This is a genomic window from Candidatus Spyradosoma sp. SGI.093, assembly GCF_050314555.1.
In the GTDB taxonomy this organism is placed as follows: Bacteria; Verrucomicrobiota; Verrucomicrobiia; order Opitutales; family UBA953; genus Spyradosoma.
The window spans coordinates 19081-34796 of record NZ_JBNPNH010000003.1; the positions used below are offsets into that span (position 1 = coordinate 19081).

Sequence of the window (15716 nt, forward strand, 5' to 3'; positions counted from 1 at the left end):
ATCCTAAAAAATCATGATCAGAAAAATCACCACCATCGTCGCGGTTCTCGCGCTCTCCGCGGGAACGCTCTTCGCTCAGGCCGCCAAGACGGCCGTCATCAACATGGAAGAAGTCATCAACGGCTTCTCCAAGACCTCCGCCGTGCTCGAAAGCCTGAAGGCGGACGTCGCCCTGATCCAGGAACAGGAAAAGAGCGCCGTCGCCGAGCTCAACAAGAAGGCGGAAGAGCTCCAGAAGAAGATCAAGGAAATCGAAAATCCCCTCAACAGCGATTCCGCCAAGAAAAAGGCGGAAGCCGAAGCGCGCGAAATCAACAAGGCGCTCCTGAAGGAACGCCAGGAACTCGCCGCCGCGCTCGACCAGGCGAAGCGCGCGCTCGACGAAAAACGCCGGAGCAAGCTCAACGACCTCCTCAAGGAAATCGCGCCCGTCATCAAGGAATACGCCGAAAAGAACGGCATCGAAATCGTGCTCAACGTCGCGAACGGCGCCGTCGTCTACGCCGCGCCCGCGGCGGACATCACCAAGCCCGTCAACGCCCTGCTCGCAGAACGCTTCCCCGCGGAAAAGAAGACGGAAGCCGCGCCCGAAGCGAAATGACGCGCTTCGCGGAAACGTTCCCGCCGCTTTCCGCGCGCGGGAACGCTCTCCCGCGAGTTTCTCCGTTGACGCGAAACGTCCGAAAGCCGATTATGGCGACTTAATTCTTTCGTAAACACATTCAAAATACATGGCGAATTCCGAAGGCATCATTGAACTGGAAGGCAAAATCATCGCGGTGCTCCCGGGAACGATGTTCCGCATCGAGCTCCCCAACAAGCACGTCGTGCTCGGGCACATCTCCGGCAAGCTCCGGAAGAACTTCATCAAGATTTTCGTAGGCGACACCGTCCGCGTCGAAATGGATCCGAAGGATCTCACGCAGGCGCGCATCACCTACCGTCTTCGCAGCTCCGCGCCGAAACCCGCGACGCCCGCCGCCGCCCCCGCGCGCCCCGGTCAGCGCCGCCGCTGAGCGCGGAAAGAAGCGGCATGGCTCCACGCTTCGCTCATCAGCCGCTTCGTCGAAATCCCTCCCGCACAAATTTTTCTCCCGCAGATTTCGCGGATTCGCGCGGATTTCTTATCCACGAATTGCACGAATTCCACGAAAAGGCGGGTACGCGTCTCGCGTGCCTTCGAAATCTGCTCGCACAAACTTCTCTTTAAGCTCTGCCCCTTAAGCTTTAAGCTCTTTTGACACGGAGCGCCGGAGCTCCGCAGAAACGCGCATCGCTCCCATGCGCGCGAACGCCGCGCCCCGACGGGGCGAAACAAGCGTAACCCCATGCGCGACGCGAAGCGCGCGCTTGGGGAAAAACCGCACATGCGCCGCGCCTGAAGGGCGCAACCGCCCGACGCGCGAGGCGTTTTCGCGACACGCCGTTCCCGCGGGGCTGTTGCGCTTTTCAAGCGCGTGTTTTTTGCGCGGACGCTGCCCCAAGCGGCGTTTCGCCGCATGGGGTTATTTTTGTTCCGCATTTCATGCGAACGCTTGGGGGCGAAGGCATTCCTGCCTTCGTCCGTGAGGCAGGCTTTTTCCCTTTCCCGCGGCGAGGCGCTCCGCGGGACTGAATCAAATCCCTTAAAATCCCCGAAATCCCTGTTCCTTTTCCCGGACCACGAAAACTCACGGCAATCTCCACGGAAAAGCGCCGAAACGCCGACGCCTCGAAATCGCCGCGCGTTCCCGCGGAAAAAAACGTCCCCGAGGATCTCTCCCCGGGGACGCACACACTAACTAACACACACTAAGAAAAATGGATGAGGAAAAGTTTAGAAGTGGAGGAGTTTAAAAAGTTGAAAAGTAATTACCTTTTAAACTCCTCAACTCCTGAACTTTTAAGCTTTCCGGCGGCGTCGGCGCGTTCCCGCGAGCGCGAGCGCCCCGAGTCCCGCCAACAGCCCGAACACCGACGGCTCCGGAATCGCGATGGAAAGCGTTCCCGCGCCGACGTTCCACGAACCTTCGACGTAAGCCCACTGCAGGTCTTTGACCCACGAGCCGTCTTCACCGTACGTGCCGACTTCGACCGCCGAGAAGAAGGAATTGTCGAACGCGCTTGCCGCCGCAATCGTCAGCGCCACTTGCTCGCCCGTCAGAACCGTTTCCGTCAGCGCACCGATGTCGAGATAAAGCACGGCGCCCCCCGCGACCGTGAAGTTGCAGCTCGCGTCCGCCGTCAGCTGCGCGGAATTGTTCGCGAGCAACGAAACGTCGTGAAGCACGACGTTCGCCGCCGCCGCGTTCACGCTCCCGCCGAATGTAATCGTGCCGTGATCGGGATACGTCACGCTCACATCGGAAATCTTGAGCATTCCCGAGCCGAGAGCGTTCGCGTGTTCGGCGCTCACTTTGACGCCGGAGACCTCAAGCCCGCCCGAAAAACGGTTGTCGCCCGCAAGCGTCAACGCTTCGTTCTGAGAAGCATAATACGTCGCCTTCAGCGAACCCGCGCCGGAAATCACGCCCGTAAGCTTGTTTCCGTCGTTCTCGGATTTCAAAGTCAACGTCTTGCCGGAAGCGACGGCGACATTGTTCGCGACCGTCAGCGCTGCTCTGCCGCTCGTTTCTCCAATCTGCAACGTCGCGTCGCCCGTGAGGTTCACAGTGTTCGTGCCGAGCCCTCTCGCGTTCCGCACTTCGACCGTTCCCTCTTCAACGCGTGTTCCCTGGTTATAGGTGTTCGTGCCGCTCAAAACCAGCGTGCCCTTACCCTGCTTCACGAGAACAGAGTTTGTATCTTGGGCTGCCGAAGAAGGCGTCAAAATATCGCCTGAAATCGTCAAGGTCGCGCCGTCGTTCACCTCGAAAGCGAGGGTCGCGCCAGTCTCATTGTGGCGGCGAATCGTCATATTCGCGGCGATTTCGGAATCCGCAGTCACCGTCACGGTGTTGCTTTTGATGAAGTCCATGGCGTATCCGTGCGAATCGCTTGAGCCGTCGCCGGTAATCCTTCCGCCGTTAAGTATGAACTTCACATAATTCGTGAATGTCTGGCGATACGCGCCGAGAGCCAAGACGCCGCCCTCGTTGAGCTCGATGTTTTGAATCGTGTCGTTGTTGTAATTAAAAATATCGGTCCGCGAGGAAACGTTCACCGTCGCGTTTCCTATCGTCAAATTCCCGGAAAGCGAAGTGGCTCCCGTAAAACTAATCGTCGAAGCCGTTCCCGTTCCCGCGAGCGTCAGCGACGAACCCAACGCCATAGACGAAATCGTTCCCGTGACAGCGTTGGCGCCCGAAACGTCGATGACCGCTCCCGTGCCGAGCGCGCCGGAAAGCGCCACCGTGCTCGCGGTCGAGCCGCCGAGGATGAGCTTCGAGTTCGCTCCCATGGACGTGATTTTAATGTTATCGGCGCCGCCGGTGCCGCTCGTCTTCAGCGTGACGCCTTCGCCGAGCGCGATATTTTTGTTGTCAGCCGTGAGGCCGCGAATCGTCCCTTCCGTCACGTCGAGCACGCCTCCGTTGCCGGAAATCGTCGTGTTCACGAGGACGAACGAGCCCCCGCCGCTCTTCGTCAGCTTGTGCGCGCCGAGATCGAGAGTCGTCGCCTCGTGAGCACTCTTCACAAGACCGAAGTCTTTGCCGGAATCGGCGACGACGGAGGAATTCGCCGTCAGCACGATGGAATCGAACTGCCGAGCGCCCGTCCCTTTGCTCTCGCCAGTGTTGGTGAGTTTGCCGCCGGCGAGCGTCACGGTCGTCAGTCCGCCGTAGGACGCGCCGCCGACGCCGTTCATGTCCAACGTGCCGCCCGAACGCACTTCCACTTCGCCGGCGACGTAAGCGCCGTCGTCACTACTTGTGCTCACAGGAGAGAGCTTCAGCGTCGCTCCGGACTCCACGATGAATTTGTCCATAGCCGTGACCTTCCCGCCCGAAAGCGTGACTGTACCCGCCGTGATTTTCACCGTTCCCGCGGTGACACCTGTAGAGGCGACCGTCACCGCGACGTCTCCCGACATGGCGAACGTCACGTTGTCGTTGTTGACGAACGCCGTATTCGCGCCGCCCATCGTCCACGGCATGTTGTCCTCGGCGTAATTCCAAGTTCCGGAGGGTCCTCCGTTCCAAACGAGGTCGCCAGCCGTACCATCGGTGACCGTCATGGTCCCGTCGGCGTTAAAGGTCGCACTCGCGCCGCGAGCAATGAAATTTGTTCCCGTGAAATTGAGATTCGTCGCGTTGAGACTGTCCCACGTAAGCGCCGCCCCGCTTGCGAGCGTAAAGAGCCTGAAGGTCGTGGAGCCGTCCTCGTTGGCCTTTCCGGTCAACCCCGAGAGCGCGAATTTGACGCCGCTCGTCGTGACCGCCGCGCCGCTCGCGACCTCGATCGCATTGGAAAGATTGACCGCGCCCGCGAGCTCGAGCGTTCCCGCCGAAACGGTGATTTTACCGCCGTTCGTCGTCGTAAGCGCCTGATTCGTGCCTTGCGTAAATGTGCCGCCGGAAACCGCGAAATCGAGAATCGAGCCGTCGCCGTTGACCGTCACCGCGCCTGTGCCGAGCGCGTTCGCATGACGCACTTCGACCTCGCCGCCGTTGACGTCGAGCCCGCCGGTGAAGTTTTCGCTCGGTGCGCTCTCACCTTCTCCGTATGTACGGAGGTCAAGCGTCATCTTGCCCGAGCCGGTTTTAATGATTTTTTTGCCGGCTGCCGCGTTCCCGATTTTCCCGGTGATGTTCAGCGTCGCGTCTCCGATGACGTTGAGCGTCAGATTGTTACGCAGACGAATCGACGCGGAAATGGTCGATTCCTTGCCATAGGAATTCAATACGTTGAGCGTTTTCGCCGCATTGAAATCGAGATTGCCGTAGTTTCCGCTCTGGCTTGATCCCGTGATGTTCCCGCCGTCGAGCAAAAGCGAATTATTGGCGTTGAACGTCCAGCGATTGCTGCCGAGAGCGAGCGTGCCGCCGTCCTTGACGACGATGGAAGTCGTGCCGTCGTAGTTCAGCTGATCGCTTTTGTCGTCTCCTTTTTGAATGAACGTCGAGCCGTCGCCGGTAATCGTGATGTTTCCCGAGAGAACCTTGCCGCTTTCTATTTCGTGTTTAACAACGGCTCCTCCGGAAACAATCAAATTTCCGCCTGCGGAAAGCGTTCCCGAAAACGTGTTCGGAGCGGCCGTCGTCCCCGCGGATGCGATTTCGAGCGTCGCTCCCGAGGAAATCGTGCCCGAGTAGGTCAGCACGCCCGTACCGGTTTTCTTGAGCGTTCCCGAGCCGCCGAGATTCGCGGAAAGCGCCATGTTCGACGCGAGATTCAGAGTCGCCGTCTTAGTCCCGGCGACGGCGACAGCGGTCGCGGAGAGCGAACCGGAAGCGCCGACGTTGAAAGTGTAATCTTCCGCGACGGAAATCGTTCCCGCCCTGACGGCGGAATCGATCGCCACGGTTTTCGCGAGCGTGTCTCCCGCGCCGAAGAGCACGTTTTTGTCGTTCTCGAAAGCGATGCTCGTCGAACCGCCGTCCGTCGTCCAATTCTCCGCCGACGTATCCCAGACGGAGTCGTCGGCGGCGGTCGCGTTCCACGCGTAAGTCGTTCCCGCGACGACGTAGGAGACGCTGTAGCCGGAAGAATCTTTCGTGAGCTTGTAGGAACCGGCGTCGGCGCCGGAAATGTTTTCCACGCGAGTAAGCGTTCCCACGCCGGCGCCGGCGGTCATCGTCACGGTCGTGTTCGTGGAGTCGAAAGAAACGTTGTCGCCGAGCGTGATGAGTTTGCGCGTGTAAACGGTGTTTCCGTTGGCGTCGATGGTGTAGCTGTCGAAATCCGCCGTGTTCAGCGTAGCGTTGAGCGTCGAAACTTTGGCGGTTCTCGCAGTAGCATCATACGCGGAAAAATTCAGCACGCCGCCGTTGCCGAGATTGGCGACGAACCCGCCGCCGGTGTAGTTTTTGTCGAGCTTCAGATTAAAGACGCCTTCCGTGTTGACCGTCACGTTCCCGGCAAGCGTACCACTGCCGTTGAGCGTCATCGAGAGAACCGAAGCCGCGTCCAGATTGAGCGTGCAGCCGCCTTGAAATTTATTCAGAGTCGTGACCGTGAGGTTCGCGTTCTGAAGCGTGAGCCCGAGCGCCCACCCTTCGAACGTGCCGACAGTGCCGGAAGCGTTCGCGACCGTCACGCCGTTCCAGGCGTTGGAGTACGGCGTCAGTGGTCCGGCCGCGCGCGAATCCGACGTCGGCCAAGTCGTGCCGTCCGTCAGCGTCCAGGAGCTTTCCAATTGCCACAGATCTGGTCTGATGGCTGCTCCGCCGTTCCAGACGAACCCGGCATACGCGGAGGTCCCCATCGCCGCGGCGGCGAGGAGTGAAGTGATAAGCAATTTTGATGTTTTCATTGTGTGGATTTGTTTTTGGTTTTCGTTGAATTTTTCCGCAATCCTACCCCGGTTATGAATACCGAGGGGTAAACGCCTCCGAAGCCGCATAACCAAAAGGAAGTGAACGACCGTTGAATATCGCTCAAAGGAGGGACGAAATTCCCGACGCTCCCGCGAAAATACTTTTAAGCAAATCTCGGCAAAGCGACAGGAATGTCGCTTCTCCCCTGCGCTCCCGCGAATTTTCACCAAATGACAAATTCCGTGCTTTTCCGTGTTTTCCGTGGTTAAAACTTTTCGCTTGCCTCGGTATTCATAATCGGAGGAACGGCGTAAGGCGGAGAAAAAGCCGGAAACAATGCAGGGGGATTTTCGAGGGCACTCGAGACGGTTACCCTCCGATAAAAATTCGTGGATTCAGGATTCTTCGCGTCTTGGCGTCTTTGCGGGAGAACTTTGCGTTCCTGCGAACGTCCGCGAAAAAATTTCCGCGCTTTTCCGTGGTCAAAAATTCGGGCTTGCCTCGGTCTGCGTAACCGAGGGGCGACGCGGGAACGCCGCTCCCGGAAGTCACTTCTTCACTTCGAGATGGATGGTGGCATCGACGCCGAGCTCGGTGAGGACGGCCTTCTCGATTTTGTCGGCGCAGGCGTGGGCGTCGCGCAGGGGCGTGTCGCCGTCGAAGCGGATGTGGAAAGTCACTTCCGTGTGCGCGCCGTATTCGTGAAAATGCAGGTGGTGCAGATCGAAGTCGTCGCGGCCGCCGACGCGCGCGCAGAGCTCGCGGATCTTCGCCTCGACGTCCGCGGGAACGCGTCCGCCGAGCAGACGGTTGGAGGCGTCGCGCAGAACCGTCCACGCGAGGCGCAGCAGCAGCGCGCCGACGACGCAGGAGAGCGCGCCGTCCATCCACCAGAGCGCACCGCCGGAGAGCTTCGCGGCGATCATGCCGACGAGCAGAATCGCGGAGCTGAGCGTGTCGCTGCGGTGGTGGTAGGCGTCCGCGCGCAGGGAATTGAGGCGCGTCCGGCGCGCCGCCCAAAACGCGTACTGCGCCATGGCCTCCTTCACGACGATGGTCGCGATCATCGCGGAGAGCGCGAGCCAGCCGAATTCGACGGATTCGCGCGCGAGGATTTTTTCGACGCCGCCCTTGCCGAAGGAGACGCCGATGCCGGCGAGCATCATGGCGATGACGACGGAGCTGATGAGCTCCGCGCGCCCGTGCCCGAAGGGATGTTCGGCGTCGGCGGGCTTTTCGGAAATCTTCAGCCCGATGATGAGCACGGCGGAGGAAAGGCAGTCCGAGAGCGTTTCCCAGGAATCGGCGAGCACGGCGAGCGAGCCCGTCACGACGCCGACCCAAAGCTTGAAGGCGCCGAGCAGCGCGTTCCCGCAGATGGCGACCACGCCTTCGCTCTTGGCGACGGCGAGATTGCGCGCCTGCAGGGCGGCGAAAGTTTCGGCACGGGAATTTTTCGGCATGGCGCGGACGTTCCCGCGGCGGCTGCGGCGTCGCGCGGGAACGCAGGAAAATCAGTTGATGTCGCCGAGATAGTCGGTCGGGATCTCCAGCTCGTTCTTGTCGTTCAGAAACGTCTTGAAGAGCGAGGGGAAGAAGCGCGTCTCGCGAAGCTCCGCGAGCGGAATCCATTTGTAGCCGACCTGGCGGGAATCTTCTTCGGAGCCGTGCCCGATGTTGCCTTCCTCGACCAGATCGCAGGCGAAGACGACCTCGACCTGGTGGAAATGCTTGTGGCGCGCCGCGAAATCGTGATTCTTGCCGATGTATTCGCGGACGTAGAGCATCTTGTAGGGCTCGACGGAGATGCCGAGCTCTTCCGCGCACTCGCGGCGCACGGTGTTGTAGAGCTCTTCGCCGTGCTTCTGACCGCCGCCCGGAAGCACGTAGAACGGACCGCTCTGGTCGCGGAGAATGACGGCGAGCAGCTTGTTGTCCCGCACGACGACGGCGCGCGCCGCGACGCGGATGGGATTGCTCGGCACGAACGGTTTCGGGCGTTGCGGACGTTTGTTGTTTTGCGGAGGCGGTTTCATGGGTTCGGGAAATTGGAACGCGGACGGCGGGAACGCCCGGAGGCGCCGCGCGCCGTCCGCTATGCGAAGATGCGCGCGCGGACTCAGTCCAGCAGCGATTCGTCGAAGTCGTCGTTGGAATAGACGGCCTTGACGTCGTCGAGGTCTTCGAGCGCGTCGATGAGCTTCTGGACTTTCTTCGCCGTTTCCGCGTCGGAAATCGGCACGGTGACGTTCGGCAGATAGACGATGTCGGATTCCGCCGGCTTGACGCCCTTGTCCTCGAGCGCCTTGGCGACGTTGTCGTAGTCGGCGATCGCGGTGATGATTTCGTAGTGGTCGCCGTTGTTCTTGAAGTCTTCGGCGCCGGCTTCGAGCGCGAGCTCCATCAGCTCGTCTTCGCCGATGCCTTCCGCGGGAACGAGAATCTGTCCCTTGCGGTTGAAGTTGAACGCGACGGATCCGGAGCTGCCCATGTTCCCGCCGTTCTTCGTGAACGTCGAGCGCACTTCGCCGACGGCGCGGTTCTTGTTGTCCGTCGTGACTTCGACGATGAGGCTGACACCCGCGGGAGCGTAGCCTTCGTAAACCATTTCTTCGTAAACGACGCCGGGAATCTCGCCCGTGCCCTTTTTGATGGCGCGGTCGATGTTGTCGTTCGGCATGTTCGCCGCTCGCGCGCGCGTCAGAATCGAGCGCAGGCGCATGTTGGAGTTCGGGTCGCCGCCGCTTTCGCGCGCCGCGAGCGTGATTTCTTTGGCGAGATTGCTGAAAATCTTGCCGCGTTTAGCGTCCACCAAACCTTTGTGGCGCTTCGTCGTAGCCCATTTGCTGTGTCCGGACATAAGTGAATCGAATGGTTGAAAATTGTGCGGGAACTTTATTCTCAAAGCGCTCCCGCGTAAAACGAAAAAATCAGCGCTTCAGCGTTTTCAGGTAGCGCTCGATGCGCGTGCAGGCTTCGTCGATGTTCGCGTAGGAGGTCGAGAAGCTCGCGCGGCAGAACCCTTCGCCGCATTTGCCGAACGCCGTGCCGGGCACCATCGCGACGCGTTCCGCCGCGAGCAGCCCCTTGGCGAAATCCATCGAGCTCATGCCCGTCGAAGTGATGTCCGGGAACGCGTAGAACGAGCCGCGCGGCGAGTGGCACTTGAGCCCGAGCTCGTTGAAGCGGCGCACGATGAAGTCGCGGCGTTCGCGGTATTTCTCGCGCATTTCGAGCATCGCCGGGCGACCGTTGCGCAGCGCCTCGATCGCCGCCTCCTGCGAGACGATCGGCGCGCAGAGAATCCCGTACTGGTGGATTTTGAGGATGCCGTCGATGATGTCCGCCGGGCCGCACGCGTAGCCGACGCGGAAGCCCGTCATCGCGTACGCCTTGGAAAAGCCGTGCAGGAAGACCGTGCGTTCCCGCATGCCCGGAATCGAGGCGATCGAGGTGTGATCGCCGTCGAACGTGAGCTCGGAATAAATTTCGTCGGAGATGACGAGCATGTCCTTCTCCACGGCGAACTTCGCGATTTCCTCGAGGAGCCCGCGCGAGGCGGTGCCGCCGGTAGGATTCGTCGGGAAGTTGATGAGCAGCGCCTTCACGCCGGGCTGCCACGCCTTGCGCAGCGCGTCGATCGTGATCGCGAATTTGTCCTCCGCCTTCGTCTCGACGGCGATCGCTTCCGCGTGGCAGAGCTTGATCGACGGGCAGTAGGAGACGTAGCAGGGTTCGTGGTAAATGACCTTGTCGCCGGGATTGAGAATCGCGCGCAGCACGGCGTCGAGCGCTTCGGAGACGCCGACGGTCGTGATGATTTCCGTCTCCGGGTCGTATTCCGCGCCGTAGTTGGCGGCGACGTATTTGGAGATTTCCCTGCGCAGCGCGATGAGCCCGCGGTTGTCCGTGTAGCTCGTGTGCCCGCGTTCGAGCGCGGAAATGGCGACGTCGCGGATGTGGAAGGGCGTGACGAAGTCGGGTTCGCCGATGCCGAGCGAAACGGCGTCCTTCATCTGCGAAACGATGGCGAAGAAGTCGCGGATGCCCGATTTGGGCATCGTGCGCACGTGTGAAGCGAGAAAATCTCTCATGACGAATAACGGATAGTTGAAAATTGATGACGGATAGTTGATGAGCGAGAACGGATAAACGAGTGACTGGTCGCCGGAAACTGGTGACTGGAGATTACTTTGGGAAGCATTTTCGAAAGGTTTTGCCGGAGCAAAACCCGCAATGCGCCAGCTACCAGTTACAAGTCACGAGTTTCAGCCCGTTCCCGCGCGCGGAAATGAATTTTTGCCGCCCGCGTGCGCCGCTTATTGAGAAACCGCGGGGCGCTCCGGCTTTTCAGGGGCGGCGATCGCGAAACCCGATTCCTTGTAGGCGCGGAGCATGAAGTGCGTTCCCGTCGAAAGCACGCCCGCGATGCGCGCGAGGCGGTTGTGGACGAAGTTCGCCACCTTGTAGAGGTTGTCCGCGTTCACGATGACGAGCAGGTCGTAGGCGCCCGACATCAGGTAGCAGCTTTCGACCTGGTCGAACTGGCTGATGCGCTCGGCGACGCGGTCGAACCCGCCGCTCACGTCCGGCGAGACCTTCAGCTCGATGACGGCGCGGACGCGCGTCTCTTCGTCGAACGAGGGATTGAGCACGGGGCGCCACCCGAGCAGGATCTTTTCGTCCTTGAGTTGCGCGAGCTGGGCTTCGACTTCGGCGGGCGTGAGCTCGAGAATCCGCGCCATCTGCTCGGTCGAAAGCTGTTCGCCCTCCATGATGAGTTTGAGAACTTTGTTGTTCATGATCGTTGCGGGAGAATCTATCGTTTTCGCGGGAACGCGCAAAAGAAAAAATCCGCCGCGCTTTCGCGTCGACGGATTTTTCGCGGGAAGACGTGAAAAGGCAATTACGCTTTTTCGACGAGACCGGCCTTAAGCGCCTTGACGGAAACCCAGAGACGCTTGATGCTGCCGTTCGGGAGCTTCACGCGGATGCGTTGAAGATTCGGCTTGAACGTGCGCTTCGTCTGTTTGACGAGCTGGAGCCCGATGCCGCCGCTCTTCTTGCTCTGACCTTTGTGAACGATGCTGCGTCCCTTGGTCGGACGCTTGCCTGTGATTGCGCAAACTCGTGACATGATGTTTTCTGGTTTGAAAGGTTGTACTTTTTAAAAATGAGGCTCAACTATCGCGGGAAATCGGCGGCTTGGCAAGCTCTTTTTTCGCGGAACCGAAAAAAACGCGTTTCCGCGCCGAAAAAATGTTTGACGCGCGGGGGCGAAAAAGCCATGCTTTCCTTTCACATTTTCCAATTCGAACCATTTTCAACAGAAACAAGTCAAACCAATGCCCGTAGAAATCAAGATTCGTAAAGGCGAAAGCATGGACAAAGCGCTTCGCCGCATGAAGAAGAAGCTCGACCGCGAAAACATCATCCGTGACGTCCGCGCCAAGCGCTACTTCGAAAAGCCGTGCGAAGAACGCCGCCGCAAGAAAAAAGCCCAGGCGTTCAGCAACATGCTCCGCCAGCGCTACGAAAACATGTAATTCACCGACAACGCAAGGAGACTGTAACCATGTCGCAACACGCCAGCTTCAAAAGCGCCGCCGCCGGTTCCTCGAACCGCACCGTGCTCAAACGTTTCGAACGCGTCGATCTGCTCAAGAAACGCGGTCAGTGGTCCGACAAGCGCACGCGCTTGACGAACCTCCCGAAAACCCGCCCGGAAGAATAATCCGCCGATCCGGTTTTCCGAAAATCCCGTTCCCGCCTCCGCGGAACGGGATTTTTTCGCGCCCGCCGCGCGGGAACGCCGCGCGCTCACTCCGCGAGGACGCGGGTGATTTCGCCGGAGAGCGTGGTCACGGTCGCGGAGGAAATCTTCACGGAGACGAGCTTGCCGAGGAAGGATTCGTCCGCCGGGAACACGATTTTCCTGTTCCCGCCGTTGCGCCCTTCGAAGATGCCCTCGCCGCGCTTGGCGCGCGATTCGACGAGCACTTCCTGCTCCGTGCCGACGAGCGATTCGTTGCGCGCGAGCGAGTCCTTTTCGAGCACGGCGAGCAGCTCCTTGTTGCGCGCGTCCTTTTCCGCCTCGGAAATCGGGTCGCCGAGCGCCTCCGCCGGCGTTCCCGCGCGCACGCTGTAGCGGAAGATGTACGCCATGTCGAATTTCACTTCGTCGAAGAGCGAGCGCGTGAGCTCGAAGTCCTCGCGCGTCTCGCCGGGGAAGCCGACGATGACGTCCGTCGAAAAATACATGTCCGGACGCGCCGCGCGCAGCGCGCGCACGAGCTCGACGAAGCGTTCCCGCGAATACGGGCGGCGCATCGCCTTGAGGATCTTGTCCGAACCGCTCTGCGCCGGCAGGTGAATGTAGCTGCACAGCTTCGGCAGGCGGCGATACGCGTCCACGAGGTCTTCGCGGAAGCCCGACGGATGCGGCGACGTGAAGCGGATGCGCCAAAGCCCCTCGATTTCGCTGAGTTTTTCCAACAGCTGCACGAAAGGCGACTTGCCGTCGACCGCCGGAAATTCGCGGATGCCGTAGCGGTTCACGATCTGCCCGAGCAGCGTGACTTCGCGCGTTCCCGCGGCGACGAGCTCCCGCGTCTCCTCGACGATTTCGTCGATCGGGCGCGCGCGTTCGTGCCCGCGCGTCTTCGGCACGATGCAGTAGGCGCAGCGCATGTCGCAGCCCTGCATGATGGAGACGAACGCGGAAACCTTCCGCCCCGGCGTGTGCGCGCGGATCGTGTTCTGCGAGCCCGCCTCCTCGTCGAGATCGACGATGCTCGACGGCCGCGGCCCGAGTCCGCGCAGCGTCGCGAGCAGCTTGTCGAGGTGCTCGGGAACACGGTGAAACTTCTGCGTGCCGACGAGCAGATCGAGGTCGGGCAGCGAATCGAGCAGCGCGCGCCCGCGGTTCTGCGCCATGCAGCCCATGATGCCGACGATGCGCCGCTTGCCGCCGTCGGCGTCCGTGCGCAGGCGGTTTTTGCGCGAAGGCAGCAGGCGGTACGCCTTGCCGATCGCCTTCTGCTCCGCCTGATCGCGCACGCTGCAGGTGTTGAGCAGAATGACGTCGGCCTCGTGCTCGTCGTCCACGATGGAATAGCCGCGGGCGCGCAGCATCTCCGCGACGGCCTCGCTGTCGCGCTCGTTCATCTGGCACCCGTAGGTTTTGATGTAGACTCGGTTCATGGGAAAAGCGGAAAGTCTCCCGCAAACGCGCCGTCCTTTCAACCGCAAAGCATCGGCCCGCGGGAACGCTTTTTTCGCGCGCGGACGAAAAGATTTCCGGGGCCTCCGCGGGCGCGCGCCCTGCCCGTTCCCGCGATTTTTGGAGTTTACAAAAACGGGAAGCGAGAGTTTAATGCCTATAAATTTGTAATCATTACAAAGCAAAGGAAAACCATGGAAAACGACAAAAAACTCACCAACGAGGTCGGCGCGCCCGTCTCGGACAACCGCAACTCTCAGACCGCCGGCGCGCGCGGTCCGATCACGATGCAGGACGTGTGGCTGATGGAAAAGCTCGCGCACTTCGACCGCGAAGTCATTCCCGAGCGGCGCATGCACGCGAAGGGCAGCGGCGCGTTCGGCACGTTCACGACGACGCACGACGTCACGCGCTACACCTGCGCGAAGCTCTTCTCCGAAGTCGGAAAGAAGACGGACGTCTTCGTGCGCTTCTCGACGGTCGCGGGCGAACGCGGCGCCGCCGACGCCGAGCGCGACATCCGGGGCTTCGCGATCAAGTTCTACACCGAGGAAGGCAACTGGGACCTGGTCGGCAACAACACGCCGGTGTTCTTCATCCGCGATCCGCTGCAGTTCCCGGATCTGAACCACGCCGTGAAGCGCGACCCGAAGACGAATCTGCGCTCGCCGCAGAACAACTGGGATTTCTGGACGATGCTTCCGGAGGCGCTGCACCAGATCACGATCGTGATGTCCGACCGCGGCATTCCCGCGAGCTACCGCCACATGCACGGCTTCGGCAGCCACACGTACAGCCTCGTGAACGCCGCGGGCGAGCGCGTCTGGGTGAAGTTCCACTTCATCACGCAGCAGGGCATCAAAAACCTGACCAACGAAGAGGCGGCGGCGATCATCGCGAACGACCGCGAAAGCCACCAACGCGACCTCTTCGACGCCATCGAACGCGGAGACTTCCCGCGCTGGACGCTCTGCTTCCAGATCATGACGGAGGAACAGGCGAAAAATTATCGCGAAAATCCCTTCGACATCACGAAGACCTGGAGCCACAAGGAATTTCCGCTGATCGAAGTCGGCGTGCTCGAACTCAACCGCAATCCCGAAAATTATTTCGCCGACGTCGAACAGGCGGCGTTCGCGCCCGCGCACGTCGTCCCCGGAATCGGCTTTTCGCCGGACAAACTCCTGCAGGGACGACTTTTCTCTTACGGCGACGCGCAGCGCTACCGTCTCGGCGTGAATCACGATCAGATCCCCGTCAACCGCGCCCGATGCCCGATGCACTCCTACCACCGCGACGGCCTCATGCGCGTGGACGGAAACGCGGGAGCAACCAAGGGCTACGCGCCCAACGGCTTCGGTGAATGGGAGGCGACGCCCTCCGTGCGCCCGCCGCGCCTTGAGACCGACGGCGCGGTCGATCACCACAATCCCTACGAAGACCGCACGGACGACTGCTTCCGCCAGCCCGGCGACCTTTACCGCCTGCTCGCCGAAGACAAAAAGGCGCTCCTCATCGCGAACACGGCGGCGGACATCGCGCCCGTCACCGACAACGTGAAGTACCGCCACGCGGCGCACTGCTTCCTTGCGGACAAGGACTACGGCACGCGCCTCGCCGCCGCGCTGAAGCTCGACCTCCGTCGCGTCGAAGAACTCGCCGCGATGAGCGAAACCGACCGCCTCGCCGCCACGCGCTCGGCGTAAAACGGCGCCCCTCGAAAAAACGGCGTTCCCGCGGGAACGCCGTTTTTCGTCCCCGCCCCGCCCGCGCGCTCAGAGGATGACGTCCGCGTCGGGGCGGAAGCCGGGGTTCGCGCCGTGGTGTTCGACGCGGCGGTCCCAGTTGTTCCCGAGAAAATAGAAGCGCAGCGAATCCTCCCGCGGAGAAAAGTTCTTCAGCAGCTGCGCCTTCAGCGAAACCCACTGCGCGGGATCGACGCGGCATTCGAAGACGGAGTTCTGCACGCGCTGGCCGAAGTTCTTGCAGATTTTCGCGATGCGGGAGAGCCGCCGCGTTCCCGCGGGCGTGCTCGTGGAGACGTCGTAGGCGACGAGGACGAACATTTTTTCGCGCTTTCTTTTCGGGTTAAATCT

Annotated in this window: 13 protein-coding genes and 1 pseudogene; 5 read left to right on the forward strand and 9 right to left on the reverse strand. The window is 60.9% G+C overall.

The window, feature by feature from the left end:
* The first annotated feature begins 13 nt into the window (after positions 1–13).
* Positions 14–601 carry an OmpH family outer membrane protein gene (locus ACQREB_RS03985; protein ID WP_427765588.1) on the forward strand — a complete coding sequence of 196 codons (588 nt, stop codon included), beginning with the start codon at positions 14–16 and terminating at the stop codon, positions 599–601.
* Between the two features lie 130 nt (positions 602–731).
* Positions 732–950, forward strand: a pseudogene (gene infA / locus ACQREB_RS03990) (translation initiation factor IF-1); the annotation flags it as partial.
* Positions 951–1882: 932 nt separating this feature from the next.
* On the opposite strand, the gene ACQREB_RS03995 reads toward infA, so the two are convergent.
* The 7 genes from ACQREB_RS03995 to rpmB form a co-directional block, all read right to left on the reverse strand.
* Positions 1883–6394 carry a beta strand repeat-containing protein gene (locus ACQREB_RS03995; protein ID WP_427765591.1) on the reverse strand — a complete coding sequence of 1504 codons (4512 nt, stop codon included), beginning with the start codon at positions 6392–6394 and terminating at the stop codon, positions 1883–1885.
* 552 nt (positions 6395–6946) lie between these two features.
* Positions 6947–7861, reverse strand: coding sequence for a cation diffusion facilitator family transporter (locus ACQREB_RS04000; RefSeq protein ID WP_427765593.1), 915 nt, complete (start codon positions 7859–7861; stop codon positions 6947–6949).
* 51 nt (positions 7862–7912) lie between these two features.
* The gene (locus tag ACQREB_RS04005) at positions 7913–8434 is read right to left on the reverse strand and encodes an NUDIX domain-containing protein (RefSeq protein ID WP_427765596.1); all 522 of its coding nucleotides are present in this window, start codon (positions 8432–8434) and stop codon (positions 7913–7915) included.
* An 83-nt stretch (positions 8435–8517) separates the two neighbouring features.
* A complete protein-coding gene (locus tag ACQREB_RS04010) occupies positions 8518–9258 on the reverse strand; it encodes a YebC/PmpR family DNA-binding transcriptional regulator (protein WP_427765598.1) in 741 nt (246 codons plus the stop codon).
* A 70-nt stretch (positions 9259–9328) separates the two neighbouring features.
* Complete coding sequence (locus ACQREB_RS04015; RefSeq protein ID WP_427765600.1) at positions 9329–10492, reverse strand: pyridoxal phosphate-dependent aminotransferase; 1164 nt, start codon at positions 10490–10492, stop codon at positions 9329–9331.
* Positions 10493–10717: 225 nt separating this feature from the next.
* On the reverse strand, positions 10718–11200 hold the full coding sequence (locus tag ACQREB_RS04020) for an Lrp/AsnC family transcriptional regulator (RefSeq protein ID WP_427765603.1): 483 nt from the start codon (positions 11198–11200) through the stop codon (positions 10718–10720).
* A 104-nt stretch (positions 11201–11304) separates the two neighbouring features.
* Positions 11305–11535, reverse strand: a complete 231-nt coding sequence (gene rpmB, locus ACQREB_RS04025) for a 50S ribosomal protein L28 (protein ID WP_427765604.1) — start codon at positions 11533–11535, stop codon at positions 11305–11307.
* 208 nt (positions 11536–11743) lie between these two features.
* Between rpmB and rpsU the strand changes: the two genes are divergently transcribed.
* Positions 11744–11944, forward strand: coding sequence for a 30S ribosomal protein S21 (rpsU, locus tag ACQREB_RS04030; RefSeq protein ID WP_427765607.1), 201 nt, complete (start codon positions 11744–11746; stop codon positions 11942–11944).
* 29 nt (positions 11945–11973) lie between these two features.
* Positions 11974–12132: a small basic protein gene (locus ACQREB_RS04035; RefSeq protein WP_427765610.1), complete on the forward strand. Its 159-nt coding sequence runs from the start codon at positions 11974–11976 to the stop codon at positions 12130–12132.
* 86 nt (positions 12133–12218) lie between these two features.
* On the opposite strand, the gene miaB is transcribed toward ACQREB_RS04035, so the two are convergent.
* Positions 12219–13601, reverse strand: coding sequence for a tRNA (N6-isopentenyl adenosine(37)-C2)-methylthiotransferase MiaB (gene miaB, locus ACQREB_RS04040; protein WP_427765613.1), 1383 nt, complete (start codon positions 13599–13601; stop codon positions 12219–12221).
* A 213-nt stretch (positions 13602–13814) separates the two neighbouring features.
* Between miaB and ACQREB_RS04045 the strand changes: the two genes are divergently transcribed.
* The gene (locus ACQREB_RS04045) at positions 13815–15326 is read left to right on the forward strand and encodes a catalase (RefSeq protein ID WP_427765616.1); all 1512 of its coding nucleotides are present in this window, start codon (positions 13815–13817) and stop codon (positions 15324–15326) included.
* A gap of 69 nt (positions 15327–15395) precedes the next feature.
* Here the strand turns inward: ACQREB_RS04045 and cas2 are convergent, their stop codons facing one another.
* Complete coding sequence (gene cas2, locus ACQREB_RS04050; protein ID WP_427765617.1) at positions 15396–15686, reverse strand: CRISPR-associated endonuclease Cas2; 291 nt, start codon at positions 15684–15686, stop codon at positions 15396–15398.
* Between the last annotated feature and the right edge of the window lie 30 nt (positions 15687–15716).